The organism is Rurimicrobium arvi (assembly GCF_039540495.1).
Taxonomy (GTDB): Bacteria; Bacteroidota; Bacteroidia; order Chitinophagales; family Chitinophagaceae; genus Rurimicrobium; species Rurimicrobium arvi.
Genome location: NZ_BAABEZ010000001.1, coordinates 89,071 through 115,172 on the forward strand (window position 1 = coordinate 89,071; position 26,102 = coordinate 115,172).

Annotated in this window: 24 protein-coding genes; 18 read left to right on the plus strand and 6 right to left on the minus strand. The window is 48.6% G+C overall.

Annotated features, from left to right (window positions below; genetic code table 11):
- Nucleotides 1–121 precede the first annotated feature (121 nt).
- From ABD846_RS00365 to ABD846_RS00405, 9 genes are all read left to right on the plus strand, one after another.
- Nucleotides 122–3,562: a pyruvate carboxylase gene (locus ABD846_RS00365; protein ID WP_344821536.1), complete on the plus strand. Its 3,441-nt coding sequence runs from the start codon at nucleotides 122–124 to the stop codon at nucleotides 3,560–3,562.
- 203 nt (nucleotides 3,563–3,765) lie between these two features.
- Nucleotides 3,766–6,411 carry a type I DNA topoisomerase gene (gene topA, locus ABD846_RS00370; RefSeq protein ID WP_344821538.1) on the plus strand — a complete coding sequence of 882 codons (2,646 nt, stop codon included), beginning with the start codon at nucleotides 3,766–3,768 and terminating at the stop codon, nucleotides 6,409–6,411.
- 2 nt (nucleotides 6,412–6,413) lie between these two features.
- Nucleotides 6,414–7,304: a transglutaminase family protein gene (locus ABD846_RS00375; protein WP_344821540.1), complete on the plus strand. Its 891-nt coding sequence runs from the start codon at nucleotides 6,414–6,416 to the stop codon at nucleotides 7,302–7,304.
- A gap of 20 nt (nucleotides 7,305–7,324) precedes the next feature.
- On the plus strand, nucleotides 7,325–7,918 hold the full coding sequence (locus tag ABD846_RS00380; RefSeq protein ID WP_344821542.1) for a DUF5683 domain-containing protein: 594 nt from the start codon (nucleotides 7,325–7,327) through the stop codon (nucleotides 7,916–7,918).
- A 46-nt stretch (nucleotides 7,919–7,964) separates the two neighbouring features.
- The gene (locus ABD846_RS00385; protein ID WP_344821544.1) at nucleotides 7,965–8,630 is read left to right on the plus strand and encodes a protein-L-isoaspartate(D-aspartate) O-methyltransferase; all 666 of its coding nucleotides are present in this window, start codon (nucleotides 7,965–7,967) and stop codon (nucleotides 8,628–8,630) included.
- An 82-nt stretch (nucleotides 8,631–8,712) separates the two neighbouring features.
- Nucleotides 8,713–10,113, plus strand: a complete 1,401-nt coding sequence (locus ABD846_RS00390) for a deoxyguanosinetriphosphate triphosphohydrolase (protein ID WP_344821546.1) — start codon at nucleotides 8,713–8,715, stop codon at nucleotides 10,111–10,113.
- Between the two features lie 24 nt (nucleotides 10,114–10,137).
- Complete coding sequence (locus ABD846_RS00395) at nucleotides 10,138–11,361, plus strand: S-adenosylmethionine:tRNA ribosyltransferase-isomerase (RefSeq protein ID WP_344821548.1); 1,224 nt, start codon at nucleotides 10,138–10,140, stop codon at nucleotides 11,359–11,361.
- Nucleotides 11,362–11,542: 181 nt separating this feature from the next.
- On the plus strand, nucleotides 11,543–12,256 hold the full coding sequence (locus ABD846_RS00400) for a nucleotidyltransferase family protein (RefSeq protein WP_344821550.1): 714 nt from the start codon (nucleotides 11,543–11,545) through the stop codon (nucleotides 12,254–12,256).
- Nucleotides 12,257–12,265: 9 nt separating this feature from the next.
- Nucleotides 12,266–12,646 (plus strand): hypothetical protein, encoded by a 381-nt coding sequence (locus ABD846_RS00405; protein ID WP_344821552.1) that lies wholly within the window; start codon nucleotides 12,266–12,268, stop codon nucleotides 12,644–12,646.
- Here the strand turns inward: ABD846_RS00405 and ABD846_RS00410 are convergent.
- Nucleotides 12,635–13,258 (minus strand): L-threonylcarbamoyladenylate synthase, encoded by a 624-nt coding sequence (locus ABD846_RS00410; RefSeq protein WP_344821554.1) that lies wholly within the window; start codon nucleotides 13,256–13,258, stop codon nucleotides 12,635–12,637. The two genes, ABD846_RS00405 and ABD846_RS00410, sit on opposite strands and share 12 nt — an antisense overlap.
- Before the next feature lie 51 nt (nucleotides 13,259–13,309).
- Between ABD846_RS00410 and ABD846_RS00415 the strand changes: the two genes are divergently transcribed.
- Nucleotides 13,310–14,143 (plus strand): glycosyltransferase family 2 protein, encoded by an 834-nt coding sequence (locus ABD846_RS00415; protein ID WP_344821556.1) that lies wholly within the window; start codon nucleotides 13,310–13,312, stop codon nucleotides 14,141–14,143.
- Between the two features lie 54 nt (nucleotides 14,144–14,197).
- Entirely contained in the window at nucleotides 14,198–15,487 is a 1,290-nt protein-coding gene (locus tag ABD846_RS00420; RefSeq protein WP_344821558.1) for a DUF2851 family protein, read from the plus strand.
- Here the strand turns inward: ABD846_RS00420 and ABD846_RS00425 are convergent.
- Together ABD846_RS00425 and ABD846_RS00430 are read right to left on the minus strand one after the other, a co-directional pair.
- Nucleotides 15,470–15,877, minus strand: a complete 408-nt coding sequence (locus tag ABD846_RS00425) for an OsmC family protein (RefSeq protein WP_344821560.1) — start codon at nucleotides 15,875–15,877, stop codon at nucleotides 15,470–15,472. The genes ABD846_RS00420 and ABD846_RS00425 overlap by 18 nt on opposite strands.
- Nucleotides 15,878–15,953: 76 nt before the next feature.
- On the minus strand, nucleotides 15,954–16,661 hold the full coding sequence (locus ABD846_RS00430; protein ID WP_344821561.1) for a porin family protein: 708 nt from the start codon (nucleotides 16,659–16,661) through the stop codon (nucleotides 15,954–15,956).
- A 117-nt stretch (nucleotides 16,662–16,778) separates the two neighbouring features.
- On the opposite strand from ABD846_RS00430, the gene ABD846_RS00435 reads away from it, so the two are divergent.
- The 7 genes from ABD846_RS00435 to ABD846_RS00465 are packed head-to-tail and all read left to right on the plus strand — an operon-like array spanning nucleotide 16,779 to nucleotide 22,200.
- Nucleotides 16,779–17,642 carry a MerR family transcriptional regulator gene (locus tag ABD846_RS00435; protein ID WP_344821563.1) on the plus strand — a complete coding sequence of 288 codons (864 nt, stop codon included), beginning with the start codon at nucleotides 16,779–16,781 and terminating at the stop codon, nucleotides 17,640–17,642.
- A 51-nt stretch (nucleotides 17,643–17,693) separates the two neighbouring features.
- On the plus strand, nucleotides 17,694–19,190 hold the full coding sequence (locus tag ABD846_RS00440; protein WP_344821565.1) for a phytoene desaturase family protein: 1,497 nt from the start codon (nucleotides 17,694–17,696) through the stop codon (nucleotides 19,188–19,190).
- Complete coding sequence (locus tag ABD846_RS00445; protein WP_344821567.1) at nucleotides 19,174–20,010, plus strand: phytoene/squalene synthase family protein; 837 nt, start codon at nucleotides 19,174–19,176, stop codon at nucleotides 20,008–20,010. Before ABD846_RS00440 ends, ABD846_RS00445 begins: the two co-directional genes overlap by 17 nt.
- Nucleotides 20,007–20,525 carry a hypothetical protein gene (locus tag ABD846_RS00450; RefSeq protein WP_344821569.1) on the plus strand — a complete coding sequence of 173 codons (519 nt, stop codon included), beginning with the start codon at nucleotides 20,007–20,009 and terminating at the stop codon, nucleotides 20,523–20,525. Before ABD846_RS00445 ends, ABD846_RS00450 begins: the two co-directional genes overlap by 4 nt.
- Nucleotide 20,526: 1 nt before the next feature.
- Nucleotides 20,527–21,036, plus strand: a complete 510-nt coding sequence (gene idi, locus ABD846_RS00455; protein WP_344821571.1) for an isopentenyl-diphosphate Delta-isomerase — start codon at nucleotides 20,527–20,529, stop codon at nucleotides 21,034–21,036.
- The gene (locus ABD846_RS00460) at nucleotides 21,033–21,512 is read left to right on the plus strand and encodes a sterol desaturase family protein (RefSeq protein ID WP_344821573.1); all 480 of its coding nucleotides are present in this window, start codon (nucleotides 21,033–21,035) and stop codon (nucleotides 21,510–21,512) included. The genes idi and ABD846_RS00460 overlap by 4 nt, the downstream gene beginning before the upstream one ends.
- Complete coding sequence (locus tag ABD846_RS00465) at nucleotides 21,502–22,200, plus strand: lycopene cyclase domain-containing protein (RefSeq protein ID WP_344821575.1); 699 nt, start codon at nucleotides 21,502–21,504, stop codon at nucleotides 22,198–22,200. The genes ABD846_RS00460 and ABD846_RS00465 overlap by 11 nt, the downstream gene beginning before the upstream one ends.
- 88 nt (nucleotides 22,201–22,288) lie before the next feature.
- On the opposite strand, the gene ABD846_RS00470 is transcribed toward ABD846_RS00465, so the two are convergent.
- From ABD846_RS00470 to ABD846_RS00480, 3 genes are all read right to left on the minus strand, one after another.
- Nucleotides 22,289–23,365 (minus strand): imelysin family protein, encoded by a 1,077-nt coding sequence (locus ABD846_RS00470; protein ID WP_344821577.1) that lies wholly within the window; start codon nucleotides 23,363–23,365, stop codon nucleotides 22,289–22,291.
- Between the two features lie 23 nt (nucleotides 23,366–23,388).
- Complete coding sequence (locus ABD846_RS00475; protein WP_344821579.1) at nucleotides 23,389–23,820, minus strand: QcrA and Rieske domain-containing protein; 432 nt, start codon at nucleotides 23,818–23,820, stop codon at nucleotides 23,389–23,391.
- 175 nt (nucleotides 23,821–23,995) lie between these two features.
- Nucleotides 23,996–26,071: a M16 family metallopeptidase gene (locus ABD846_RS00480; protein ID WP_344821581.1), complete on the minus strand. Its 2,076-nt coding sequence runs from the start codon at nucleotides 26,069–26,071 to the stop codon at nucleotides 23,996–23,998.
- Between the last annotated feature and the right edge of the window lie 31 nt (nucleotides 26,072–26,102).

Sequence of the window (26,102 nt, forward strand, 5' to 3'; positions counted from 1 at the left end):
TTTTCTTTTGCATGCTTTTTCGCCGCGTATATACCAGTTACCAAACTTCGTGCAGCGCAGCCTGAGCACCTTATTATTTTTGTTTTGAAACCGACCGAAAATCTCTAATCCCGCATATTCAATGGTAATCAAAAAATTACTGATCGCTAACCGTGGCGAAATTTCCATCCGTATCTCACGTGCCGCAACCGAGCTGAATATCCAGACCGTTGCCATCTATACGTATGAAGACCGTTATTCCCTGCATCGCTACAAGGCGGACGAAGCGTACCAGGTAGGCCGCCAGGACGAGCCGCTGAAGCCTTATCTGAATATCGATGAGATCATTGCGATTGCCAGGAAATGTGGCGCCGATGCCATACATCCCGGTTACGGTTTCCTGTCGGAAAACCCACGGTTCGCGCAGGCATGCGCTGACAACGGTATCATCTTCGTAGGCCCGAAACCGGAAGTAATGGCCGCTTTGGGAGATAAAGTGACGGCAAAAGAAGTGGCGCGTAAAGCGCAGGTACCGATCATCGAAAGCAACCAGGCGGAACTTTCTTCGCTGGAGACCGCTTTGTCTGAAGCGTCACGCATCGGCTACCCGCTGATGCTGAAAGCCGCTGCCGGCGGTGGTGGCCGCGGTATGCGCGTGGTGCACGACGAAGAACAACTGCGCCGGGCCTATCCCGAAGCACGCAGCGAAGCTAAGAACGCTTTTGGCGACGATACCGTATTCCTGGAGAAATTCGTGCCCGATCCCAAACATATCGAGGTGCAGATTGCAGCCGATAGCTTCGGTAATATCGTACACCTGTATGAGCGCGACTGCTCCGTACAACGCCGTTTCCAGAAAGTGGTGGAGGTTGCGCCTTCTCTGGGTCTCAGCGACGATACACGAGAAAAACTGTATCGTTATGCACTGGACATTGCTTCCGCAGTAAATTATAATAACCTCGGCACGGTAGAATTCCTGGTAGATGCAGCGCAGCGTATTTATTTCATCGAGGTGAATCCGCGTATCCAGGTTGAGCATACGGTGACAGAAATGATCACGGGTATTGACCTGATCAAAACCCAGTTATTTGTCGCTTCCGGTTATCGCTTGTCCGATCCCGAGATCGGATTGGGCGACCAGCAACATATCCCGAAGAACGGATTTGCCATCCAGTGCCGTATCACCACCGAAGACCCGGCTAAAGATTTTAAACCTGATTATGGCACACTTGTAACTTACCGTAATGCTGCGGGTTTTGGTGTACGGCTGGATGAGGGAAGTACCTACGCAGGTATGAAAATCAGTCCGTTTTTCGACTCCATGCTCGTAAAGGTGAGCACCCAGGGTAATTCGCTGAAAGACGCTTCGCAAAAGATGTTCCGCGCCCTGCGCGAGTTCCGTATCCGCGGTGTGAAAAACAATATTCCATTCCTCGAAAACCTGATCACGCATCCCCGGTTCATCAGCGGTGATGCAACGGTGGGCTTTATACAGAGCCATCCTGAACTGTTTTCTTTTATTGAGCGTCAGGACCGCGGTACGAAGATGTTGCGTTTCCTTGCCGATGTTACGGTAAACGGTAATCCGGACGTAAAAGTAAAAGACGACACGAAAGTCTTTCAGACACCCGTGATCCCTTATGCTTCACAGCAGGATTCTTTTCCGAAAGGCACGAAAGATATGCTCACCGAAATGGGACCTGATGCTTTCGCACAATGGCTGCGCAGCGAACAGAAAATCTATTATACAGACACCACATTGCGGGATGCGCATCAGTCTTTGCTCGCTACCCGCATGCGCAGCTATGATATGCTCAAAGTGGCGGAAGCCTTTGCGCGTCAGCATCCCCAGACTTTCAGTATGGAAGTGTGGGGTGGTGCCACTTTCGATGTATGCATGCGTTTCCTGAATGAAGATCCCTGGAAGCGACTCGCACAGCTGCGAAAGGCTATTCCGAATATCCTCCTGCAGATGCTGATCCGCGGCGTGAACGGCGTAGGCTACGCAGCTTACCCGGACAACCTGATCGAACGCTTCATCAGCAAAAGCTGGGAAACAGGAGTAGACGTATTCCGTATTTTCGACTCGCTGAACTGGATGGAGAATATCACGCCCTGCATAGAAATGGTGCGGAAACACACCGGAGGTATCGCCGAAGCGGCGATGTGTTATACGGGAGATATTCTCGATCCGTCGAAGACCAAATACGATCTGAACTATTACCTGCGCATGGCGAAAGATCTCGAGAATGCGGGTGCGCATATCCTTGCGATCAAAGACATGTCGGGTCTGCTGAAGCCTTACGCCGCAAAAGAGCTGATCACTGCACTTAAAGAGACCGTGAACATCCCGATACACCTGCATACGCACGATACTTCTTCGCTGCAACCTGCAACTTACCTGATGGCGATCGAAGCTGGCGTTGATGTGGTGGATTGTGCTCTGGGATCACTTTCCGGACTTACATCGCAACCTAACTTTAATTCCGTAGTGGAAATGATGCGTTTTCATAAACGCGAAAATACTTATGATATGGAGGCGTTGAACAAACACTCCAATTACTGGGAAGATGTACGTGAGTATTATTACCCGTTTGAATCCGGTCTGAAAGCGGGTACTGCTGAGGTATTTGAAAATGAAATACCGGGCGGCCAGTATTCCAATCTGAAACCTCAGGCGATCGCGCTGGGACTCGGTGATAAGTTCGACGACATCAAAAAGATGTACACTACGGTGAACCGCTTGTTCGGTGACATCGTAAAAGTGACGCCGAGCTCTAAGGTGGTCGGTGATATGGCCCAGTTCATGGTAGCCAACAATATTACCGAAGAAGATATTTTCGAAAAAGGTGCAGGCATTTCATTCCCGGAATCCGTGCAGCAGTTTTTCAAAGGAGAGATCGGTCAGCCTACCGGGGGGTTCCCGAAACAATTGCAGGAAATCGTGCTGAAAGGCAAAGAAGCATTCACCGACCGTCCGAACAAACACCTTGCACCAATTGACTTTGATGCGGAGTTCGCTGCATTCCGTGAAAAATTCGGACAGGACCTCGAAGAAACAGACTTCCTTTCTTATAAGTTTTATCCGAAGGTGTACGAAGACTACCTGAAATTTTACCGTGAATACGGGGATGTTTCCGTAGTGCCGACGCTTGTGTTTTTCTACGGACTGAAGCTGCGGGAAGATATCACGGTTGAGATCGCACCGGGTAAGACCCTCCTGATCCGTTTATCCGGTATTGGTCCGGTAAACGAACAGGGCGCGCGAACGGTATTCTTTAAACTGAACGGTCAGGCAAGAGCGATAGAAGTGATGGATCGCTCGGTAAAGGTGGAGCGCAGGGAGAACAGGAAAGCGGAAAGCGGTAACAGCGCACACGTGGCAGTGCCATTGCAGGGATTGTTATCTAAAATACTTGTACGCAAAGGGGATAAGGTCCGAAAGAATCAACCCCTGTTCGTCATCGAGGCGATGAAAATGGAGACCAATGTGGCAGCAGTGAACGATGGTGAAATTGAAGAGATCATATTGTCTGAAGGGACACTGGTAAATACCGGAGATCTGGTGGTGATTATGAAATAAAACCTGTTTACGGGGTTCGTTTTTGACACACGAACCCCGTTTTCTTTTAAAAACATGCTGAAATGCCTGACAGGTAAGGCTTTTGAGGAGCCCGTAATTTTTTTTTGACTTTGTTTCAAACAAAAATTTCTATTATTGCACCCCACGGATTGCTTTTTTTACCATAAAAGGCGATCCGTACTTATAATATATCTAACGAAAAGATGGCTAAAAATCTGTTGATAGTTGAGTCGCCGGCAAAGGCCAAAACCATTGAAAAGATCCTGGGATCAGACTTCCAGGTGAAATCATGCTTTGGACATATCCGCGACCTGGTGAAGGAAGACATGGGGATCGACGTACATAACGGGTTTAAGCCCAAATACACGGTTTCTCCCGATAAAACAAAAGTGGTCAGCGAACTGAAAAGTCTTGCCAGGAAAAGTCAGGAAGTGTGGCTTGCAACGGATGAGGACCGTGAAGGGGAGGCGATCAGCTGGCATCTCTGTGATGAGATGGGACTGAACCCTGCAACAACCAAACGTATTGTATTCCACGAGATCACAAAGCCTGCGATCCGTAAGGCGATAGAAACACCGCGTACGGTGGATATGAACCTTGTGAACGCACAGCAGGCGCGTCGCGTGCTGGACAGACTTGTGGGTTTTGAGATATCACCGATACTCTGGCGCAAGATGAGCATGCAGAAAAATCTTTCTGCCGGCCGTGTGCAGTCTGTGGCGGTGAAACTTATAGTAGAGCGCGAACGTGAGATCAATCACTTTAAAGTAGCCTCTGTATATAAGGTGGAAGCCTGGTTTAAAGCCCAGGACATCAATGGCCGGGAAGTGCTGTTCAAAGCCGCCGGACCGGAAAAGCTTGCGGATGAGCAGAGCGCGCATGCGTTCCTGCAATCCTGTGTGGATGCAGCATATAATGTAAGCGATATCCAGGTAAAGCCGGCTAAACGTACCCCGGCAGCGCCGTTTACCACATCTACGCTGCAGCAGGAGGCTGGCCGTAAACTCGGCTATCCGGTAGCACGTACGATGCGCCTGGCTCAGAGCCTCTACGAGAACGGATATATTACCTACATGCGTACCGACTCCGTGAACCTGTCGGAGACTGCATTGGAAGGAGCTGAAGTTGCGATAAAGAAAATCTACGGAGATCAGTATCATAAAAGAAGAAAGTACCAGACCAAAAACGAATCGGCTCAGGAAGCGCATGAAGCCATCCGCCCGACCGATATGGAACTCATGCACGTGGAAGAAAGCGATGCCGCCCGCCTGTATGAACTGATCTGGAAAAGAACCATGGCTTCCCAGATGGCAGACGCAGCATTTGAGCGTACCGTTGCGAAGATCGATATCTCCACCAACCGCGAACAGCTGACCGCAAGCGGCGAGGTGCTGATGTTTGATGGTTTCCTGAAGGTATATATGGAAGACAAAGATGATGATGCCGAATCTGATGAGCATAATGGCATGTTGCCTCCGTTAAAGCAAGGACAGCAATTGCCTTTTGTGGAGATGAAAGCCACACAGCGTTTCAGCCGTCCTGCACCGCGCTACACGGAGGCATCGCTGGTGAAAAAGCTGGAAGAACTGGGAATCGGCCGTCCTTCCACATATGCGCCCACGATCAGCACGATACAACAGCGCGGTTATGTGGAGAAGCGCGATAAGGAAGGTGTCAAACGCCAGTTCGGTACGCTTACCCTGCACGCAGATAACAGGATATCACAGCACACTGCCGAGGAAAATACCGGAGCAGAGAAAAATAAATTGTTCCCGAGCGATCTGGGAATGGTGGTCACAGACTTCCTTTCCGAAAACTTCGAACGCATCATGGATTACGGTTTTACCGCCAAGATAGAAGAAGAGTTTGACGAAATCGCCAATGGAAAAGTCATCTGGAATAAAATGATCGGCGACTTCTACAAGCCGTTCCATCACCAGGTGGAACATACCATGGAGACGGCGGGTCGTATTAAAGGAGAACGCGTACTCGGTACCGATCCGGGAAGCGGAAAGCCAGTGGTTGCCCGCCTCGGACGCTTTGGTCCGATGGTGCAGATCGGTAATATCGAAGATGAAGAAAAACCGAAATTCGCAACGATCAAAACAAATCAGAGTATCGAGACCATCACGTTTGACGAAGCAATGGACTTGTTCAAACTTCCGCTGAGCCTTGGTTTGTACCAGGATAAGGAAGTGGTGATCGGCGCCGGCCGTTTCGGGCCTTATGTAAAATGGGATGAGCAGTTCATCTCAATTCCTAAAGGCGAAGATCCGCTGAGCGTGGATATGGACCGGGCGATCGAAATCATCAATGAAAAGCAGCAGGCAGATGCACCGATCGGTTATTATAAAGGAGAACCCGTAAGTAAGGGGAAAGGGCGTTTCGGACCCTTCCTGAAATGGGGCGATCTGTTCATCAATGTACCCAGAGCTTACAATTTCGACAATCTTTCCCAGAATGATATCGATGAGCTGATCTCCAAAAAGCTGGAAAAAGAGGCGAACCGCTATATTCAGCAATGGGAATCCGATAAGATTGCTCTCGAAAATGGCCGCTGGGGCCCGTTCATCCGTTTTGGCAAACTGATGCTGAAACTCGGGCGCAACGAAGCAGGAGAAAAATATACCGAGGATGACCTGCGTGCGCTATCTTTGGAAGAGGTGAAAAAAATGATCACGGATCAGATCCCGGACGCATTTGAAAAGAAAACAAAGAAAGCAGCCGTTAAAAAAGCAGCAGCCACCGGAGCAACCAAAAAAGTGACGGTGAAAAAGGCCGCAGCGAAAAAAGCCGCTTCCGCAACACCTAAGAAGAAAGCAGTAGCTACCAAAAAAACGAAAGAGTAAGAGTGCTTCCCGAAAAAGAAATACAGGCGCTGTTCCGGCTGATCGACGATCCGGATGATGAGGTGTTCAATACGGTTGCCGATAAACTGCTGCACTTCGGAAAGGAAATTATTCCCGGCCTCGAATACCTTTGGGAGACAACTGAGGATGATGAAGTACAGGACCGTATTTCACAGCTGATACACCGCGTTCAGTTCCAGGATGTGCAGAGCGAGCTCCGCACCTGGGCCTCGGCAAGCAATCCCGAATTATTGCGTGGAGCAATCCTCGTATCTAAATACCAGTATCCGGAACTCAACGTCCCGTTCCTGCTCACCCAGTTTGATAAGATCCGCAGAAACCTGTGGCTCGAGCTCAATAATTACCTGACTCCCCTGGAGAAAGTGGATGTGTTCAACGGCATTCTTTACAATTACTACAAGCTGAAAGGACATGAGCTGACCGAGAATGTACCGGACCGGTTTTTCATCAATCGTGTGCTGGAAAGTAAGAACGGCAACTCTTATACGCTCGGTATTCTGTATGTAGCGCTCTCCGAGCTGTTGGACATTCCGGTTTTTGCAACGGCAGTGCCGCGTCAGTTTTTGCTGGCATATGTGGATAATCTCCAGCATTTCTATACACTTGATAACTCTTCGCGCAAGCAGAACAGCTTTTATATAGACCCGCAGAACGGGATGATTTACACCCAGCACGACGTGGATGTATACATAGAGCGGCTGAATCTGAACAGTAAGGAAGACCGTTATTTCCAACCCCTGAATTCAAGAGCGGTGATCGTCCGCCTGATGGAAGAATTGCAGCGTTGCTACCGGCTGAACCAAATGGACGAAAAAGCCGACGAGATCGAAACGCTGATCAACATTGTAAATCCACCGGCAGAAGACGAATAATCCTACCTTTGCGCTGCTTTATGGTACGTAGCCTCAAGATATTGTTGTTTCTCCTTTGTATCGGTCTGTCTCCGGCGTTTGCGCAGGATACGGATACGATGACGATTCCGCCAAAGATGGAAACTGCTGCGGTGAAGGATACGCTGGTACCGGTAAAAAAGAAATTCCAACCTGATGCCAAAAGGGCCGGCCTGTATTCTGCGCTGATTCCCGGCTTCGGGCAGCTGTACAACCGTCAGTACTGGAAAATGCCGATCGTGTATGCAGTGATGGGTACACCGGTATATTTTGCGATCAAACACAACAATGATTATCAGCGCTACCGTAAAGCGTATATCTCCCGGCTGGTGAACGAGCAGACCAGCAACGATGAATTCAAAGGCGTCCTCACTACTGCAGGTATTAAACAATACCAGGACCAGGCGAGGCAGAACCGCGACATGATGATCCTCTACGCCTCGCTTGCCTATACGGTGCAGATCATCGAAGCAATAGCCGGAGCGCATCTGAAAAACTTCGACATTTCAAAAGACCTTAGTCTGAATATACGACCGGATTTCAACCCGCTGATGGGGGGCGCCGGGCTTTCGCTTGCAGTGCAATTAAGAAAATAAGTGTCCGCGTTTTTTTATTGGGCAGGCAACTTCTATTTTTGCCCCTATGCTACAAAGCAATCTTCCGGAAGATTCATATTTACACAAAGGACGGCGCGCACAGCTGGTTCAGACGCTGCGCGATAAAGGAATCAGAGACGAACGGGTATTGGCGGCAATCAATGCGGTACCCAGGCATTTTTTCCTGGACACCGCTTTTCAGCACATTGCGTACGAAAACCGCGCATTCCAGATCCTTGCTCAGCAAACCATTTCCCATCCATTTACCGTTGCCTACCAGACAGAGTTGCTGGAGATCAAAAAGTTCGACAAAGTGCTGGAAATCGGCACGGGTTCCGCATATCAATCCTGCGTGCTGGCAGAACTGGGTGCCCAGGTGTTTACGATAGAACGTCAGCGCGCGCTGTATGATCACGTGGGTAAATTCTCCTACATAAGAAAATATCCGAGTATCAAACGTTTTTACGGAGATGGTTATGCAGGTTTACCTTCTTATGCGCCATTCGATAAAGTGATCGTGACAGCCGGCGCTCCCTATGTGCCCGATGCGCTCACACAGCAACTGAAGCCGGGAGGCATTCTTGTTATTCCTGTGGGCGATTCTTCAGGCCAGCGTATGCTGCGTATCACCAAAGAAATCGATCACAAACTGAAGGCCGACGATCTCGGGGCATTCGATTTCGTCCCGATGCTCGAAGGTAAAAACAAATAAATACCTGCCTTGCGGTACTGGCTAATTGCAGTAATTTGCAGTCTGTTTCATGCAGGGCTGACTGCCGTGGATGAAGGAATCTATGCAAGCAAACAATTTAATGGACTGGCGTCGGCTATACAGCCCGGCAAGAACAGGCGACACCGTAAAGCGTGAAGCGAATGAAGATCGCTCGAGAAACTCTTACATGAGAGACTACGACCGTATCATTTTCTCTTCCGCATTCCGCCGGCTGCAGAATAAAACGCAGGTATTCCCGCTTCCAGGTCCCGTATTCGTGCACAACCGTCTTACCCACAGCCTGGAAGTGGCTTCAGTAGGCCGTTCCCTCGGGAAACTGGCCGGCGAAAAGATTGCAGCGCGCTACCGCGATGCGGGCGAATCGTTTCAGGAATTCTACCGTCACGAACTTGCCTATGTGATCAGCGCTGCCTGTCTTGCGCATGATATCGGTAACCCTCCCTTCGGACATTCCGGGGAAGATGCAATACGCGAGTATTTCCGCAATCTTCCGGAACCCGTTAAATCCCGCTTCGAACAGGAACTTAGTCCTGATCAGCTGGCCGACTTTCAGCAGTTTGAAGGGAACAGCAACGCGCTGCGTGTGCTTACTCATCATTTTTCAGAAATGGAAAAAGGCGGGTACAGGCTTACCTACACCACGCTCGCATCTATTGTAAAATACCCATGCTCCTCCGCCCAGGGTTTTAAAAAATTCCCGGGCATAGCAGGGAAAAAATCCGGGTTCTTCGATTCCGAGCGCGGAACGTACCACGCAATTGCAGAAGAGCTGGGTATTACACGCTTACAGGAGGATGTGTATGCGAGACACCCGTTTGTATACCTGGTGGAAGCCGCAGACGACATCTGCTACCGTGTTATCGACCTGGAAGACGCACACAGATTGGGTATTGTATCACTTGATACCTTTAAAGAGTTATTGCTGCCCTTCTTCCGCGATACCGAGGACTATCATGCACGGACACGCGTGGAGGAAACACTGGCTAAGATACTGGACCCGAACCAGCAGGCGCAGTATATACGCGCTACCTGGATCGGTATGATGGTGAATCGCCTCGTAAATATATTCATGGATAAAGAACCGGAACTGCTTGCCGGTGCCCTGGATAAAGATCTGCTGTCTTGTCTGCCCGCAGATGAGGCTGCGCTGATCAAAAGAATCAACGACTACTCGTACAAAAATATCTATAATCACCGTTCGGTTGTTGAAATTGAACTGAGCGGATTCAATATTATCGGCTATCTGCTACATGCCTTTGTCCGTGCGGCGCTGAACCCAAAAGACTCACGATCGGAGAAATTATTGCTGCTGATTCCGAAGCAGTTTCCGGTCGACGATTCCGGAGGTGATTTATATCAGAATGTTCAGTCGGTTGTCGATTTTATCTCCGGAATGACGGATCTGTTTGCCACGGATCTTTACCAGAAGATGCAGGGCATCCGTATTGCCCCATTCGGTTAACACTTAAAATGAAAAGCACCAGGTATGCACCCTAAAGCGTTGCGTATAGAAGATTTTACCTACGATCTGCCGGAAGACCGGATCGCGCAGTTCCCGCTTGAAGACCGGGATGCTTCCCGTTTGCTGGTATATCGCAACGGAGCATTGTCGGAAGATATTTACCGCAATATTGCCGCTTACATCGAACCGGGTACGATGGTGGTGTTCAACCAGACCCGCGTGGTACATGTACGCCTTTTGTTTTACAAAGAGACCGGTGCTCGGATCGAAGTATTCTGCCTTGAGCCGGATAGCCGGTATGCGGACATAAACACTGCTTTAAACCAGAATGGCTCCGTGTATTGGCGTTGCCTGATCGGAGGTGCGGCAAAATGGAAAGACGGACAGGAATTATCGTTGTACGACGAAGCGGCAGGTGTGCGGTTAAGCGCCCTGCTTATCGGGCGCGGTGAAGGATACTTTACCGTGAAACTGAGCTGGACGCCCGAAAGTATGAGCTTTGCGGAGGTGCTGCAACTGTTCGGGAAAGTACCGTTGCCCCCGTATATGCAGCGCGAGGTAAAGGACGATGATAAAGAACGTTACCAGACGATCTATGCAAAAGAAGAGGGTAGCGTGGCTGCTCCCACTGCCGGACTTCATTTCACGGAGGGTATATTCCGGAGTTTCGATGCGAAGCAGGTAACCCGCGAATATATTACACTGCACGTAGGGGCGGGTACTTTCAAGCAGGTAAAGACGGAGCACATCGGCGATCATGAGATGCATGCGGAATGGATTGAGATTGACACTGCTTTTGTAGAAAAGCTGATAGCCGCACCCGCAAGAGCCGCTGTGGGCACCACATCTTTGCGCTGTCTGGAATCGTTGTATTGGATCGGTGTGAAATTGCTGCACCATATTCCGGTGAACTGGAATGCAAATGCCGTTGAGCAGTGGGATGCCTACACATTACCGCAGGATGTACCTGTTTCAGACGCGTTGCAGGCCCTGCTGGCGTATCTGCACGCTTCGTGTACCGACGGACGCCTCTCTACCCGTACGCAGATACTGATCGCACCCGGATACCGCGTGAGGGTTGTAAAGCAGCTGGTCACCAACTTTCACCAGCCCGGTTCCACATTGCTGTTGCTGATCGCCGCACTGATCGGAGACGATTGGAAGGAATTATATGAATATGCACTGGAGCATCAGTTCCGCTTTCTGAGTTACGGAGACGGTTGTCTGATTAATATTGCAGGGACATAAAAAAGGCCTCTGCAAAGACGAAACTCTACAAAGGCTCTACCTTTAAACTAAAACAAACTATTTAAGTGAGATTATTTTCAGGACTATAGTGTAAAAATACGCTAACAGCCGTATGATTATTTGCAAAAAGTTGTTAAATTCAAATGAGTGCTGATTCACAAATTTTTTAAAATAGACCGAATTGAAAGCGTTTTTACTGTCCGCCGGACTGGGCACCCGTTTGAAACCCTTTACGGATAAGCATCCTAAAGCTTTAGCTCCCGTAAATGGCAAGCCGCTGCTGGAGCATAATATTGCTTATCTGCGTCGGTTCGGTATCACGGAAGTAATCGTGAATGTGCATCATTTTGCAGACCAGATAGAGGCCTCTCTGCAGCAGAATAACGGGTTTGGTCTGAAATACCGGATATCCGATGAGCGGGAATTTGTGCTCGAAACCGGCGGCGGACTGATGCATGCGGCCCATTTTTTTTCCGGAGAGTATTTTGTGATGATGAATGTGGATATACTGACAGATTTTGAATTGCCCCGTCTGATTCGCCTCGCCGCGGAACGGAAATCACTGGCAGCGCTCGCCGTCATGCAACGCAACTCCTCACGTCAGCTGCTGTTCGACGACCAGATGCAACTATGCGGATGGAAGAACCGTGTATCGGAAGAACTGAAGCTGGCACGGCGTTCAGAACCGCTTACCGAATTTGCGTTCAGCGGTATTCATGTGCTGCACACGGATATTTTCAAACACATTACCCGGACCGGTAAGTTTTCCATTGTAGATGCTTACTTGGATCTGGCTGCCGATCATACGATCTGCGGGCTGGACCATACCGGAGACCTGTTGCTCGATGTAGGTAAGCCCGAAAGCCTGGAAAAAGCAGCATCACTTTTTTCTTAACCGATTTCTATGAAAGTAAGCACACTCGCCCTTTTACCGGCCTTGTTATTTTGTTCCTGCGGATCTGCTCCTCGCGATCCGGACGCTACCTATTTTTCAGGAGATTTTGCCGGGTCTCCGCTGCTATTGTCAATCAAACAATTAGACGACAGTACCGTAAAGGGAGAAAGCGATCACAAAGGTCAGCATCTCGAAATGAGCGGCAAACGGCATTCCAGCGAGCGCGGTTATGTATATACCATGCGCGAAATCGGCCAGGGGCGCTTTTCCGGTGTATACGAATTTGAATGGGATACGACTGCCAATATGATATTCGGTTCCTGGGTTTCTATCGATTCCAGTTCCCGTACGGGTGTAATGTATACGCTGAAGCCCGATTCAGGCAAGTAGCGACTCCCATTCTCCGGCACCTTCGCGGATCAGCTCTGGTATGCCGCTCGTGCAATCGATGATGGTAGATACCGAAACGCCGCCTACTCCGCTGTCGATTACCAGATCTACAAGCTTCTGGTATTTTTCGTGAATCCATTCCGGGTCAGTGTAATACTCCTGGTCCAGTCCTTCCATAGGCAACGAGACACTCATAATCGGATGCCCCAGTTCCTTCACCAGTAATTGCGTGATCAGGTTATCCGGTACGCGGATGCCCACAGTGTCTTTTTTTGTCTTCAGGTTTTTGGGAACCTGTTTGCTGGCTTCAAGTATGAATGTGTATGGCCCGGGAAGCGCTCTTTTGAGCATGCGGAACACCGGCGTATCCATCGCTTTGGAGTATTGGCTCAGATGACTCAGATCGTTACACACAAACGTAAACTGCGCTTTTTTCGGATCGAGGTTTTTGATCCGGCAGATGCGCGTGATGGCATCCGCATTGTATATGTCGCAACCCAATGCGTACACCGTATCTGTCGGATAAATGATCACGCCGCCTTTACGCAGTATGTCCACCGCCATCCTGATATTGCGTTCCTGTGGATTATCCGGGTAAATGTAGCTGATCATGACTGTTTCGTTACTATAAAATTATACATTCGTGTCGGCAATCGCAGCATTATGTTCAGTATTATTATCCCCACCTGGAACAATTTAACGTACCTGAAGTTGTGTGTGGAAAGTATCCGTAAAAATTCGGCTTTCACACACCAGGTGATACTGCACATCAACGACGGATCGGACGGGTCGCTCACCTGGGCCGTGGATCAGGGTATTGACCATACGTTTTCCGCAGAGAATATCGGTATCTGCACGGCTGTGAATCAGGCGGCCGCGCTCGCTACCCGTGATTACATCGTTTACATGAATGACGACATGTACGTTTGTCCCGGATGGGACGAAGCATTGCTGCGCAGGATCCGGACTTTTCCTGACAATTGTTTCATGGTTTCCGCTACAATGATCGAACCGCGCGATACAGGTAACCCATGTGTGATCCACGCGTCTTTCGGCGCCGATCTTGCAGGGTTCGAAGAGCCAAGATTGCTGCGGGAATTTGCCTCCTTACCCAAGCACGATTGGAACGGTTCTGCATGGCCACCGGCGCTGGTGCACCGGGATTACTGGCACCTGGTTGGCGGTTACAGCGTGGAGTTCAGTCCCGGTATGAGCAGCGACGACGATTTTGCGATGAAGATGTGGCATGTGGGTTGCCGGTATTTTGTAGGTGTTGCCGATGCGCGGGTATATCATTTCCAGGCTAAAAGTACCGGCAGGATCGTCAAGAACGATGGTCGTCGTCAATTCCTGATGAAATGGGGGATCAATCAATCGACTTTCAACAAATTATTTATACGCAGGGGAACTGCATTTGCCGGTTCTTTACCGGCGCCGGACGAAAGACTGTTGCGCCGGGAGCAATGGCGCGCCTGGCTTAAAAGAAAGATCTGGTAGGCAAGCAGACATTGGCATTGTTTTTGCTGTTTTTAGTTCACAGACGAACTAAAAATGACAGACGAATATTTCATGCAGTCGCTCTGGCAGTATTCTTTATACCGGCCGGAAGCACTCAGGACCACTTTGGGCGAACCGCTCACGATTATCAATCCAGGTATCCGCAACCGGCATTCCGGTCCCGATTTTGAGGAAGCACGTATCCGTATCGGTAACACGATGCTGGTGGGGCATGTGGAATTACACATCCGGTCCTCCGACTGGTTTGCGCATGGCCACCAGCGGGATAAAGCATATGAACGCATCATTCTGCATGTGGTTTGGGAAGATGATGCACCAGGCTCACTTCCCGCGTCCATACCTGTTCTGGTGCTGGCCCCGCACGTGCCCGCCGCAATCATCACCCGATACCGTTTTCTTCATGAAAGTCTCTCCGGAATTCCCTGCGGGCATATGCTCGGCAATGTAAACAATCTCGTGAAAAAGGCATGGCTTACAAGACTGCTCGCCGAAAGATGGGAATCGCGTTTCCGTGCCTGGGATACACTATTGCAGCAAACCAATGGAGACTGGCGTATGCTGTTATACTGGCGGATGGCCGAGAATTTCGGATTCAGGACAAATGCCGCTCCTTTTCTCCGGCTGGCGCAATCCATACCGCTTGTAATACTCGGCAGGCACCACGATCAGCTATTTCAGCTGGAAGCACTGTTATTCGGACAGGCGGGATTTCTTTCCGCTGAATTTAATGAGGAATACCCCTTCCGCCTCAGACAGGAATATGAATACCTGAGACGGAAATACCGTCTGGAACCGATGCCTGTTCATTTATGGAAGTTTATGCGCTTGCGGCCCGCAAATTTTCCTACGATCCGTATCGCGCAATTCGCGGCACTGGTACACCAGTCTTTTCACCTTTTCCAGCAGATCGTCGCATACTCGGATCTGAAAGAGCTGACGGCTTTATTTGAAGGTGTCAGTGCTTCGGAATACTGGGACAGGCATTTCCGTTTCGGAGATCAGGAACAGCAAAAGCCACGCAGCAGGAGCCTCGGTGGAGACAGTATTGCCAATATCATTACCAATACGGTGGCCCCCGTACGCTTTATGTACGGAGCGCAGCATGAATCGGACGACTATGTGGCGCAATCAATAGCCTTGCTGGAAGGACTGGAACCGGAACGGAACGCTGTTATATCGGAATGGGAACAACGGGGCTGGAAACCGGATAACGCAGCCGAAAGCCAGGCATTGCTCGAACTGTATCATCATTATTGCAGCCGTAAGCAATGTCTGAACTGTTCTGTCGGGCAATCGCTGTTGCGCCTATGGCCAGATAAATGACACCTCTTTTTTGCAGTCTGGGTGCAGACTTTCGATAACCGGACAGGTAAGTGCCGCTTTTTCGATAATAGCGCGCGTTTTTTCATCGTACGACTGATCTTCCGGGAAGCGCATCTTGATATGTACCGCGCCGATCCTGCGGGGATTGGCTGCCATGATTTTTTCCACATCGCAGGAAGTACCGTCAATGGAAAAGCCATGTGTACGCGCAGCAATACCGATAATCGTAAGCATGCATGATGCAAGTGCCGTAGCCACTATATCGGTAGGGGAGAAACGTTCACCCTTTCCGTTGTTGTCTACCGGAGCATCCGTTTCCACCACTGTTCCTGATTGCAGATGAGTCATTTGCGTACGCAGTTCGCCTGTATAGATTACTGTTGATGTCATAGGATTGAGTATAAAAAAAAGATGTTTCAACTGCAAAGTTGAAACATCCTGATGAATAATATGGTTAAGCAATCGTTTAGAATTTTACCCCTACCGATCCGTACCAGGAACGGTTCTTCATCCGGTCGATCGGCGTAAGGTTGGCTCCGGGATTGATGTTAACAGCGCCGTAAGCATAGCCGATGTTAAGCGTCACCCAATGGTATTCCACTCCTGCAATCGCATTCAACCCAAAGTCAAATTTCTTGATTTCTCCGTAAAAGTTATTGCTGTTTACCGGCTGGTCGTCGTTGCTGAAAGTGATGTTATCTTCGGATGAGAATGACTTTCCGAGGAATTTACCGCTTAATTTTTGTTTGCCGGCGATGCCATAGGCAACATAAGGTCCGCCACCCAGAATCACATTGCACTTGTCAAATATGTCTCCGATCGGTATTTTGGCGATGAAATTTACCGGAAGCTCCAGATAGATCGGGTTGCTCTGGTATTTATAAAACGTTGTAGTGGTGGACGCTTCCTCCTGCAATACATTGATCTTAGCACCACGGCCCGTTACACCAAGTCCGGGCTGAATGCTGAAGTGTTCGGTGAACGCGATATCCAGGTAAAACTCACTATTGAACGTGTAATAGCCGGAAACGTTGGTAATATCCGCTCTGCGTGGAGCGCGCATGGTAGATCTGCCATATCCGCCCTTCAGACCGTAGGAAAGTTCCACGCCCTGTGCCTGCGAATCAGAAAAACTAGCTGCCATGAGGGCAGCGGCAATCATCCATTTTCTCATAGAAAAAACATTTAACAATACTGTAAACCGGTGCCAATTTAATACAGCAAATCGGTTTTTTAAAATTATTGTTGAAATTCTTGAACGGAATTACTTTTATGGCAAAATAATCTGTCCGTGGAAGGGTTTTACCAGATAAGTGACCTGGCCCGCCTGTCCGGGGTCAAAGCACATACCATAAGAATTTGGGAAAAGCGCTATAACCTGATCAATCCGTTCCGGACCGGGACGAATATCCGGTATTATGATGATGCCCAGCTGAAGAAATTACTGAACGTAGTTTCACTGTTAGACCGTGGACATAAGATATCAGCCGTTGCGTCCATGTCGGCAAATGAGATCAAACAGGAAATGCTGGATGCCGCCCCCGCAGACGGGGAATTTTACATCCGGGAACTTGTTAAGGCGATGATCGATTTCGATGAAGGTCTTTTCGGGGACACGCTGGAATCATTATTCACTGCCATGCGGCCCGAGGATGCGATCCGGGATGTGGTATACCCTTTTCTGGCCAAAGTGGGCCTGCTGTGGCGCATAAGCGAGGCGAGACCCGTACAGGAGCATTTCGCTTCCGGTCTTGTACGCAGGCGCTTGCTTTCGATGATCGACAGGCTGCCGCTTTCAGGCAACAGCAAAACTTTTTTACTGTTTCTTCCTGAAGGAGAATGGCACGAACTGGGCTTGCTTGTCGCCGAATTCCTGTTGCGGTCTTACGGTGCAAGAGTGATCAACCTCGGACAAAGTGTACCGCTGGACGATTTGTCTTTTATGCTCCGCAAAATAAAGCCACAGGTGGTATTCACCATGCTCACCGCAGATGCATACGAGCGGTTTATGCAGCAGCTTCAGTCGCTTGTTGCCGAATCAAAAGGTACAGTCAAACTGCTCGTCACCGGCAATCCGGCAAGAACAGCCTATCTGGAATCACTCCTTTATTGCAGCGTTTTAAAAGAACCTAAAGAAATCCTAATGTTCATCTAGGGTACTTTTGCATCGCTTTGTTTAATATATTTGCCTTAAAGGTTAAACAAAATGAACAAAGTTTCTGTCATCGGCAGTGGGTTCAGCGGACTTGCAGCAGCGGCTTTCGCAGCGGCGGGGGGCAACGATGTGCACATTTTTGAAAAGAATGCGCAGATCGGGGGCCGTGCCAGGGCTTTTGTACATAACGGCTTCGTATTTGATATGGGCCCGAGTTGGTACTGGATGCCGGATGTGTTTGAGCAGTTTTTCCAGTCCTTTGGAAAACACACATCCGACTATTACCAGCTGAAGAAGCTGGATCCCGGTTTCCAGATCATTTTTGGTAAAGATGATGTGCTCGAGGTTCCTGCTGATGTCACGCAATTGTACTCGGTTTTTGAACAGATTGAGAAAGGAAGTGCGCTGAAACTGCGGCGTTTTCTCGACGAAGCGGCATTCAAATATGAGGTGGGAATGAAGAAGCTGGTGTATAAACCCGCATTTTCCTGGCTCGAGTATGCAACCTGGGACGTACTAAAGGGAGTTTCGAGAACACATATGTTCACCTCCGTACAATCATATGTACGTTCATTTTTCAAAGACCCGCGTCTGATAGCGTTGCTGGAATTTCCTGTTTTATTCCTGGGCGCAATGCCCGACAGTATACCTGCACTATATACGCTGATGAACTACTCTGCGCTGGTTCAGGGCACTTATTATCCGGTGGGGGGAATGCTGAAAGTGATAGACGGAATGCGGCAGCTTTGTGAGGAACTGGGTGTAAATATCCATCTTGAAACCGAAGTCACCGGTATTCATGTGCAGAACGGAAAAGCTTCCGGAATCCATACCTCGCGCGGATTATTCGATACCGACGCTGTAGTGGGCGCAGCGGATTACCATCATGTGGAGCAAAGGCTGTTGCCCGAGCATCTGCGCAACTATTCTGAAAAATACTGGTCGGGCAAAACATTTGCTCCTTCCTGTCTTATTTTCTACGTGGGCGTGAAACGCAAAATTAAAGGCCTCTTTCACCACAACCTGTATTTCGATACTGATTTTGCGTTGCACGCCCGCGAGATTTACCGTGAGAAGCGCTGGCCTAAAGACCCGCTGTTCTACGTATGTTGCCCGTCTAAAACAGACGATTCCGTAGCGCCTGAAGAGATGGAGAACCTGTTTATCCTGGTGCCGGTGGCGACCGGACTGGAAGACTCGGAATCCGTTCGGGATGAATATTTCGATCGGCTGATCGAACGGATGGAGCGCTATAGCGGCGATAGTTTTAAAGACGATATCATCTACAAAAGAAGTTATTCCGTAAATGATTTTGTAAAGGATTACAATGCTTACGGAGGGAATGCCTACGGTCTGGCAAATACTCTTTCGCAGACTGCAGTACTCAAGCCGTCTCTCCGTAACAAGCGTGTTCAGAATCTTTTTTATGCCGGTCAGCTGACAGTTCCGGGTCCGGGAGTACCACCTTCTCTTATATCCGGAAGGTTGGCAGCGCACCAAGTTAACCAATACCTCCTAAAAAATCGTGACTATGAAACAACTCTTTGACACTGTATCGCAAAAGGTCAGTAAAACAATTACCCGGTCTTACAGCACGAGTTTTTCGCTCGGTATCCACTGTCTGCACAGCCGCTTTCATGCACCTATCTGCAATATTTATGGTTTTGTGCGTGTTGCCGACGAAATTGTCGATTCATTTCACGGATATCCGAAAAAGGAATTGTTACAGGAATTCCGTTCGGAAACATACACCGCGCTTGAAAGAGGTATCAGCACGAATCCCGTGCTCAACAGCTTTCAGGCTGTCGTTAACCAATATGGTATCGAGACCGATCTGATCGACTGTTTCCTGGATAGTATGGAGATGGATCTGGACCGCGTGGAGCACAATACGGCATCGTACAAACAATATATTCTTGGTTCGGCAGAAGTGGTGGGACTGATGTGCCTTCGCGTATTCACCGAAAATGACGCGGCTTTATACGAACGACTGAAGCCGTCCGCAATGCGGCTCGGTGCGGCGTTTCAGAAGGTGAATTTCCTGCGTGATCTGCGTGCGGACTACAAAGAACTTGGCAGAACCTATTTCCCGATGGTTGATTTCAACGCTTTTTCTGAAGCCGAGAAAGTGGCTATTGAGCGGGAGATTGAAGCTGATTTTGATGCAGCGCTGGAAGGCATTCGCCAGTTGCCTGCCTCTTCCCGCTTTGGTGTGTATGTAGCCTTTGTGTATTATAAGGCGCTCTTTTCGAAAATCAAGTCACTGTCATTTCACAGTATTATGCGTGAGCGCATCCGCATCAATAATTACCGGAAAGTAAGCCTGCTTGCAGGATCTTACGTAAAACACAGTCTCGGAATGTTATGAGGGGGCTGGTAGCTTTCATACTATGCTGCCTGGCGAGTGTAACTGCTTCTGCTCAGAGCGCGACGTATCTGCGTCAGCTGCTTGATGAAGCTGCGCACTCCGGTGAAGCTGCCCGTCGTTTTCTCAAAGAGACACGGTCGATATCCGATACGGATGAGGCGTTGCTCAATGGATTCCGTGCAATGGCCGATCTGCTGATGTGTCGTTATGTGTTACTCCCTACTTCCAAGTGGCAGCACTTCGTAAAAGGCAGAGATCAACTGGAAGCTGCAATCCGCAAAGATCCTGTGAATGCGGAACTGCGCTTCATGCGTTTCTGCACACAGGTAAACACACCTTCCCTGCTTGGATATAAATCATCCATCAATACGGATAAACGGATGCTGATCCGCTATCTGCAGGACCAGTCGCAGATAGGCAATGACACTGCTGCGCTGAACCGCAGTATGAAAGCCTATCTGCTGCAAAGCAATATCTGCGAGACATCGGAAATAAAACTGCTCAAAACGCTGTAGTATGGAATATGTACAATTAGTAGACGAAAGAGATAATGCGCTCGGAGCCATGGAAAAGCTTGCTGCACACAAAGGTGCACACCTGCATAGAGCAGTTTCCGTTTTCGTATTCAATTCAAGGGGAGAACTCCTGCTGCAGCAAAGGGCGGCTCATAAATATCACTCGGGTGCTTTATGGACGAATACCTGTTGTACGCATCCGCGTCCGCAGGAAGCGCATGCCACGGCTGCTTTGCGCCGGCTGAAAGAAGAAATGGGGCTTAGCGCGTCGCTCAATTATCAGTTCCCCTTTTTATACCGGGCAGAACTCGATCATGAGCTGACGGAATATGAATACGATCATATTTATTTCGCAGAGTCCGACGAGTTGCCGGAACCCAACCCGGAAGAGGTAATGAATTATTCTTACCTTTCACTATCCGATATCGAGTCGCAGATGAAACACACACCAGAAGCTTACACCGAATGGTTTAAGCTGTTATTTGACCGGATTAAAATTGCCAGATCATGAATGTTTTGATGTATGCGGGCATTACGCTGCTCACGTTTGTATTGATGGAAGGAGTTACGTGGCTGACCCATAAATATGTTATGCACGGATTCGGCTGGTTTCTGCACGACGACCACCACAATAAAGATCACACGCATTTTTTCGAATGGAATGATGCATTTTTCCTGATCTTCGCGGCGCTGTCCATGTTCTTCTTCCTTATAGGCACCTTTGTGGATGGGTTTTTTTTCATGATCTTTATCGGTGTGGGGATCACACTGTACGGCCTCGCCTACTTTCTTGTACACGACATTTTTATTCATCAGCGTTTCCGGCTGTTTACGCGAACGGATAACTTCTATTTCCGCGCTCTGCGCAAAGCGCATAAGATACACCACAAGCATCTGGGAAAGGGAGAAGGAGAGTGTTTCGGTATGTTGTGGGTGCCGATGAAATATTTCAGGGAAGCATTAAATACATCCCGCAATGATTCCTGAGCACCTGACTTACCTGTTGGTAGATCTGTTCTGTATTCTTGTTCCTTTCCTGTTTTCTTTTCATCCGTTGCTCCGGTTTTACAGGCAATGGCGTTATTTTTTATTGCCTTGTCTTCTGACGGCTTCTTTTTTTCTCATTTGGGATGGACTGTTCACAGGTTGGGGTGTATGGGGATTTAATCATGCATATGTGCTGGGTCCGTTTTTGTTTGGAATGCCGGTAGAAGAGTTCCTGTTCTTCTTATGTATTCCTTATGCTTCGGTTTTCAGTTATCACTGCTTCGGACTGTTCCTGCCGCGTTTGCGTGGTCAGTACCGGCTGGCTGCTGCTTTTTTCCTGCTTCAGGCCGTGGTGCTGTTTTTGCTGGCGTTCGGGCACCCGGCACAATGGTACACTTCGGTAACGTTCATATTACTCGCGGCATACTCTTTATTTCTCTTGGTACGGAAGGTTGATTTCCTGGCCTTATTCCTGGTAACGTATCTTTTTATACTGATCCCCTTCGTACTGTCGAATGGGGTGCTTACGGGCAGTTTCCTGGGCAGGGTGGTGGTATGGTACAATAATGAGCGGAATCTGGGTATCCGAATCCTCACGATACCTGTTGAAGATATTTTTTACGGGATGCTTTTATTGCTGATGAACGTAGGTGGTTATGAATACCTGCGGAAACGCGCTCAGCCCTGAATAATGCGTAAGCATAGAGATCAGATTTTTACATAGCAAAAGGCCTCCGTTTTTTATGCGGAGGCCTTTTGATTAGTAGTTTAAGTAGTTACTTGATGTTATCCAGCACAAAATTTCTAAGGTCGTTTTTCACCGTAGACTGCAATGAATCCACGGCAACCATCAGTGCTCCGATATTAGAGCGTTGAACAAAAATGGATTTGTCGAGGCTAACGGTAAATGCATTTGCAGCGATAATAGAACTGTCGATACGCTGGAGTATCTTGTTATCCAGCGACTGGTTTTTCTCTTTTACGAGATCGGTAAGTCCCACACCGGTATAGGCGCGGTATTTACCCTGATACACATTACGCAGGCCCAGCAGATTATTCTTGATGTCCGTAACGGAGTAATCTGCATACGGAGATTCAACGCTGTTCGAGTCGGCAAGGATGAACGGCAACTCCAGTTTATAGTCGCTGATATTCCCGCAAAGACTGCTCAATGCATCGACCATCGTCAGTATCGCAGCCTGTTTGGTTTTATACGCCTCACTGCCGTTACCGGCGTTTTTCACAGTAATTGCATAGTTGGTGGGGGCAGTACTCCAGGCAAAATAGAGTGCCTGGCAATTGCTTTTCAGATCAGCCGCAAGTGAGCGCATATAGTCGCCCTGGCGCCCTGTGATATTGGAAGCATTTTTCATGCCGTCTTTACCGAACAATACCCATTCCATAGCGTGTAATCCGCGGAAGGAGGAGGGCAGCTTCTGCAATTCAGAGACAGAAAGGTCATAGCCGGTTTTTTCCAGCAGACTGTCCAAAGAATAAGCGCTTGTAGGCCAGGTGTCGATCTGATCGTTGTATCTGCTGTCTTTACCCGGTCCGAATGTGTAGTAAGCTTCTGTCTGCTCCCAGATGTCCCTGAGCGTTTTCCATCTGATCTGTGCTTCCGTAAGTGAATTGTTATCGCGAACGGAATAAAGCGCTTCAATAGAGGCTTGCAGATCGGTGGCTGCATTATTGATGTCGTTATAACTCTGTGTGGCAATATTGTCTGCAAAAGTGGTCAGCATTGCAGATTGCTTGCCGTTGAAATCCAGAACAGGATCCTCCTTTCTTTCCTTCTTGCAGGAAGAAACGGTCAGTATGGTGGCGCCTGCCAGCAGGAGTAATGTACCTTTCATTGATATGTCGTTTATAATTGTTTTTAAGTGGTAATAATAATCTGATCTTCCGAACGCACAGCCGGGAACTGTTCCAGTGGCTTTCCGGCCGGGCCTTCTGTTACCGCACCGGTCTTGTCAAACCTGCTTCCGTGGCGATTACAGAGGAATCCATCTTCCGTAATTTCCAGCTCATTATCATGGTGCGTACACTTGAGTAAAAATACATCAAAACTTCCATCTTCTTTACTGTGCACAGCCAGATCATAAGTCCAGTCCTTAACGGAAACGATCTGCAGGGTGCTGTCTTCAAATAGCGCAGCAGGAATGATCACTTGTTTTTGTTCGTTGCATACCGCACGGAATACCTTACGCTTTTTAGCGGAAGCAGGTATTGCAAACTGCGGGAGTACGATTCCTGCCGCAGTCAGCAGACAGGCCTGACAACTCTTTCTGAGGAAGACTCTTCTGTGCATCTGTAGCTATAATATTACAATCCGATGCTGCAAAATACAAATTGCAAAATACAATACACAAAAAATAATGCTTTTCAGCGTGTTTTCCGCAGCTTTTTGTTTTTCGCACCACGCTTGTTCCCAAAACAAAAGCCGCTCCTGTAAGGGAGCGGCTTGTATCGTTACGAATCGAATCTTATTCAAATTCTTTATCCGGTATACCTTTATTCACCTCAACGGTCTGGATCGTAAATTCTCCGCCCATCAATTTCATAGTGTAAGGCACTTTATAACCTGTTCCGGGAACTTCTTTATAGTTTCCGAATTCGATGATCTGTCCGGGACCATCAGCGTCGCCCGCTTCAGCTTTCTTCACCAGGTATCCTGTTTCCACCTCGTAGTAAGAAGAAGATTTTTCTCCTTTCTTATTGGTTTCTTCCACCCAGTAAGCATCTTTATCATTCAGTTTTACAATGCCTTTCACGGCGTATGTGGAACCATACTGCGCCGGGTGCAGTTCCGCCTGCATATCCGCCTGCTCTTTCGCTTCCGCGATTTCTTCGGCGTTCATAGCGCTTGCTCCCTGTCCGCCGCCTTCTTTGGTTCCTTTGTCGCCGTTCAGCACCATGCGCTGGATCGTGAATATCTGACCGTTGGCGTTTGCCGTTACTACATTTTTCAGCTTGTTGTTGCCTTTCATGTAGGTTGCAATCGTGATTTCAGATCCCTGCATGGATCCTTTACGGATCATCTTAATATCCTTCAGGTTGTTGATGGCTTTTTCACCACCGATCGCATCTGCATATTTTTTCAGTACGTCTTCAGCTTTTACGTTACCAGCGGATTTTGTTTCGGAAGGAACGATGATATTACCGTAGTTGTCGTAATAGGTGATCTTATTGTTTTTGGCGAAGCGTGCCACTTTCGCAGCTACTTCGTCTTTGCTGCCCACAATGATGATGTTCATGTGTGCAGGATCCATATACTTCTGAGCAGCAGTCTGAACATCAGATGCTGTAACGGCACTGAGGTTTTTCAGGTAATTCTGATAGTAGTCCGCCGGCAGCTTGTAGCGTTGAATATTGATCGCCATCTGCGCGATACGTTGAGGGGACTCGAGGGAAATAGCAAAGTTTCCACCGATATAGTTGATGGTATTCTGCAGTGATTCCTTATCCACGCTTTCTGTTTTCAGGCGGTTCATTTCTGCAATAATCTCTGCAATAGAACTGTCTGTAACAGGGTTACGCGCTTTCGCTTCTGCCTCAAAATTGCCGACGAGAATGTCTGTATTCAGGCTGGAATAGGATCCGTAAGTCCATGCGTGTTTTTCACGCAGATTCAGGAACAGACGACCCTGAGATCCGCCGCCCAATACGGTATTCGCAACTTTTGCCGCGAATTCATCCTGTCCGCCCGGTTTCAGTTCGATCGGCGAAGTGATGCTGATCACGCTTTGTACGGCTCCCTCACGCGGAACGAATGCCACTTTCGGAGACAGCGGTGCTTCAACCGGACTGTAAACGGCTACCGGTACGTCTTTTTTCTCCCAGGCACCGAAGTATTTCGTCAGTAACGGTTTTACTTCAGCCGCGGTAATGTCTCCCACCACAGCCATGTACGCTACGTTCGGGCGGAAATACGTCTGGTAATAGCTTTTACAACGCTCCAGTGTGATGGCATTGATAGTAGCTTCAGTTTCCACTTCTCCGTAAGGGTGGTTGGTGGTGTAATTGAGCACTTTACTTACATTAGCCATCATCGCATCGGGATCGTTCTTGCTGGTCTCAAGACCGGACAAAGCCTGGGTTTTAAGTTTGTCCAGTTCTTTTTGCTGGAAGTCTGAATTCAGCGTTACATCGCTCATCAGTTCCAGTATTTTGTTCATGTTCTTTTTCAGACCGAAAGCAAACACGCCTTCTGCATTGGCAGAAATGCTCGCGCCGATGTAGTCGATGTCTTCATTGAGCTTTTCTTTGCTGCGTGTCTTTGTACCGCTGGTCAGCAATTCTCCCACGAAATCACTGTAACCGGTCATGCTGCCTTGCAGTTCCTGGCGGATATCAAGTTGGATAGAGAAAGAAACAGTAGGAAGCTTGTGGTTTTCCACAACAAATACTTTCAGACCGTTGGGCAGGGTGAATGTTTCTGTTTTGCCCAGTTTGATCTCCGGAGCAGGGCCCGGTTTAGGCCGCTGGCTACGGTCTAACGTTTGTGCTCCGGCAACGATGGCCAGAGACAAAGCCAATATAGAACAGGTTATCTTTTTCATTGAATTTCTTTTTGTTTTTGGTAAAACGAAC

What these genes read in the sequence shown, in the direction of transcription:
- ABD846_RS00365 (WP_344821536.1), top strand. Translation starts at nt 122, where the DNA reads ATGGTAATCAAAAAATTACTGATCGCTAACCGTGGCGAAATTTCCATC.
- topA (WP_344821538.1), top strand. Translation starts at nt 3,766, where the DNA reads ATGGCTAAAAATCTGTTGATAGTTGAGTCGCCGGCAAAGGCCAAAACC.
- ABD846_RS00380 (WP_344821542.1), top strand. Translation starts at nt 7,325, where the DNA reads ATGGTACGTAGCCTCAAGATATTGTTGTTTCTCCTTTGTATCGGTCTG.
- ABD846_RS00385 (WP_344821544.1), top strand. Translation starts at nt 7,965, where the DNA reads ATGCTACAAAGCAATCTTCCGGAAGATTCATATTTACACAAAGGACGG.
- ABD846_RS00390 (WP_344821546.1), top strand. Translation starts at nt 8,713, where the DNA reads ATGCAAGCAAACAATTTAATGGACTGGCGTCGGCTATACAGCCCGGCA.
- ABD846_RS00395 (WP_344821548.1), top strand. Translation starts at nt 10,138, where the DNA reads ATGCACCCTAAAGCGTTGCGTATAGAAGATTTTACCTACGATCTGCCG.
- ABD846_RS00405 (WP_344821552.1), top strand. Translation starts at nt 12,266, where the DNA reads ATGAAAGTAAGCACACTCGCCCTTTTACCGGCCTTGTTATTTTGTTCC.
- ABD846_RS00410 (WP_344821554.1), bottom strand. Translation starts at nt 13,258, where the DNA reads ATGATCAGCTACATTTACCCGGATAATCCACAGGAACGCAATATCAGG.
- ABD846_RS00415 (WP_344821556.1), top strand. Translation starts at nt 13,310, where the DNA reads ATGTTCAGTATTATTATCCCCACCTGGAACAATTTAACGTACCTGAAG.
- ABD846_RS00420 (WP_344821558.1), top strand. Translation starts at nt 14,198, where the DNA reads ATGACAGACGAATATTTCATGCAGTCGCTCTGGCAGTATTCTTTATAC.
- ABD846_RS00425 (WP_344821560.1), bottom strand. Translation starts at nt 15,877, where the DNA reads ATGACATCAACAGTAATCTATACAGGCGAACTGCGTACGCAAATGACT.
- ABD846_RS00430 (WP_344821561.1), bottom strand. Translation starts at nt 16,661, where the DNA reads ATGAGAAAATGGATGATTGCCGCTGCCCTCATGGCAGCTAGTTTTTCT.
- ABD846_RS00440 (WP_344821565.1), top strand. Translation starts at nt 17,694, where the DNA reads ATGAACAAAGTTTCTGTCATCGGCAGTGGGTTCAGCGGACTTGCAGCA.
- ABD846_RS00445 (WP_344821567.1), top strand. Translation starts at nt 19,174, where the DNA reads ATGAAACAACTCTTTGACACTGTATCGCAAAAGGTCAGTAAAACAATT.
- ABD846_RS00450 (WP_344821569.1), top strand. Translation starts at nt 20,007, where the DNA reads ATGAGGGGGCTGGTAGCTTTCATACTATGCTGCCTGGCGAGTGTAACT.
- idi (WP_344821571.1), top strand. Translation starts at nt 20,527, where the DNA reads ATGGAATATGTACAATTAGTAGACGAAAGAGATAATGCGCTCGGAGCC.
- ABD846_RS00460 (WP_344821573.1), top strand. Translation starts at nt 21,033, where the DNA reads ATGAATGTTTTGATGTATGCGGGCATTACGCTGCTCACGTTTGTATTG.
- ABD846_RS00465 (WP_344821575.1), top strand. Translation starts at nt 21,502, where the DNA reads ATGATTCCTGAGCACCTGACTTACCTGTTGGTAGATCTGTTCTGTATT.
- ABD846_RS00470 (WP_344821577.1), bottom strand. Translation starts at nt 23,365, where the DNA reads ATGAAAGGTACATTACTCCTGCTGGCAGGCGCCACCATACTGACCGTT.
- ABD846_RS00475 (WP_344821579.1), bottom strand. Translation starts at nt 23,820, where the DNA reads ATGCACAGAAGAGTCTTCCTCAGAAAGAGTTGTCAGGCCTGTCTGCTG.
- ABD846_RS00480 (WP_344821581.1), bottom strand. Translation starts at nt 26,071, where the DNA reads ATGAAAAAGATAACCTGTTCTATATTGGCTTTGTCTCTGGCCATCGTT.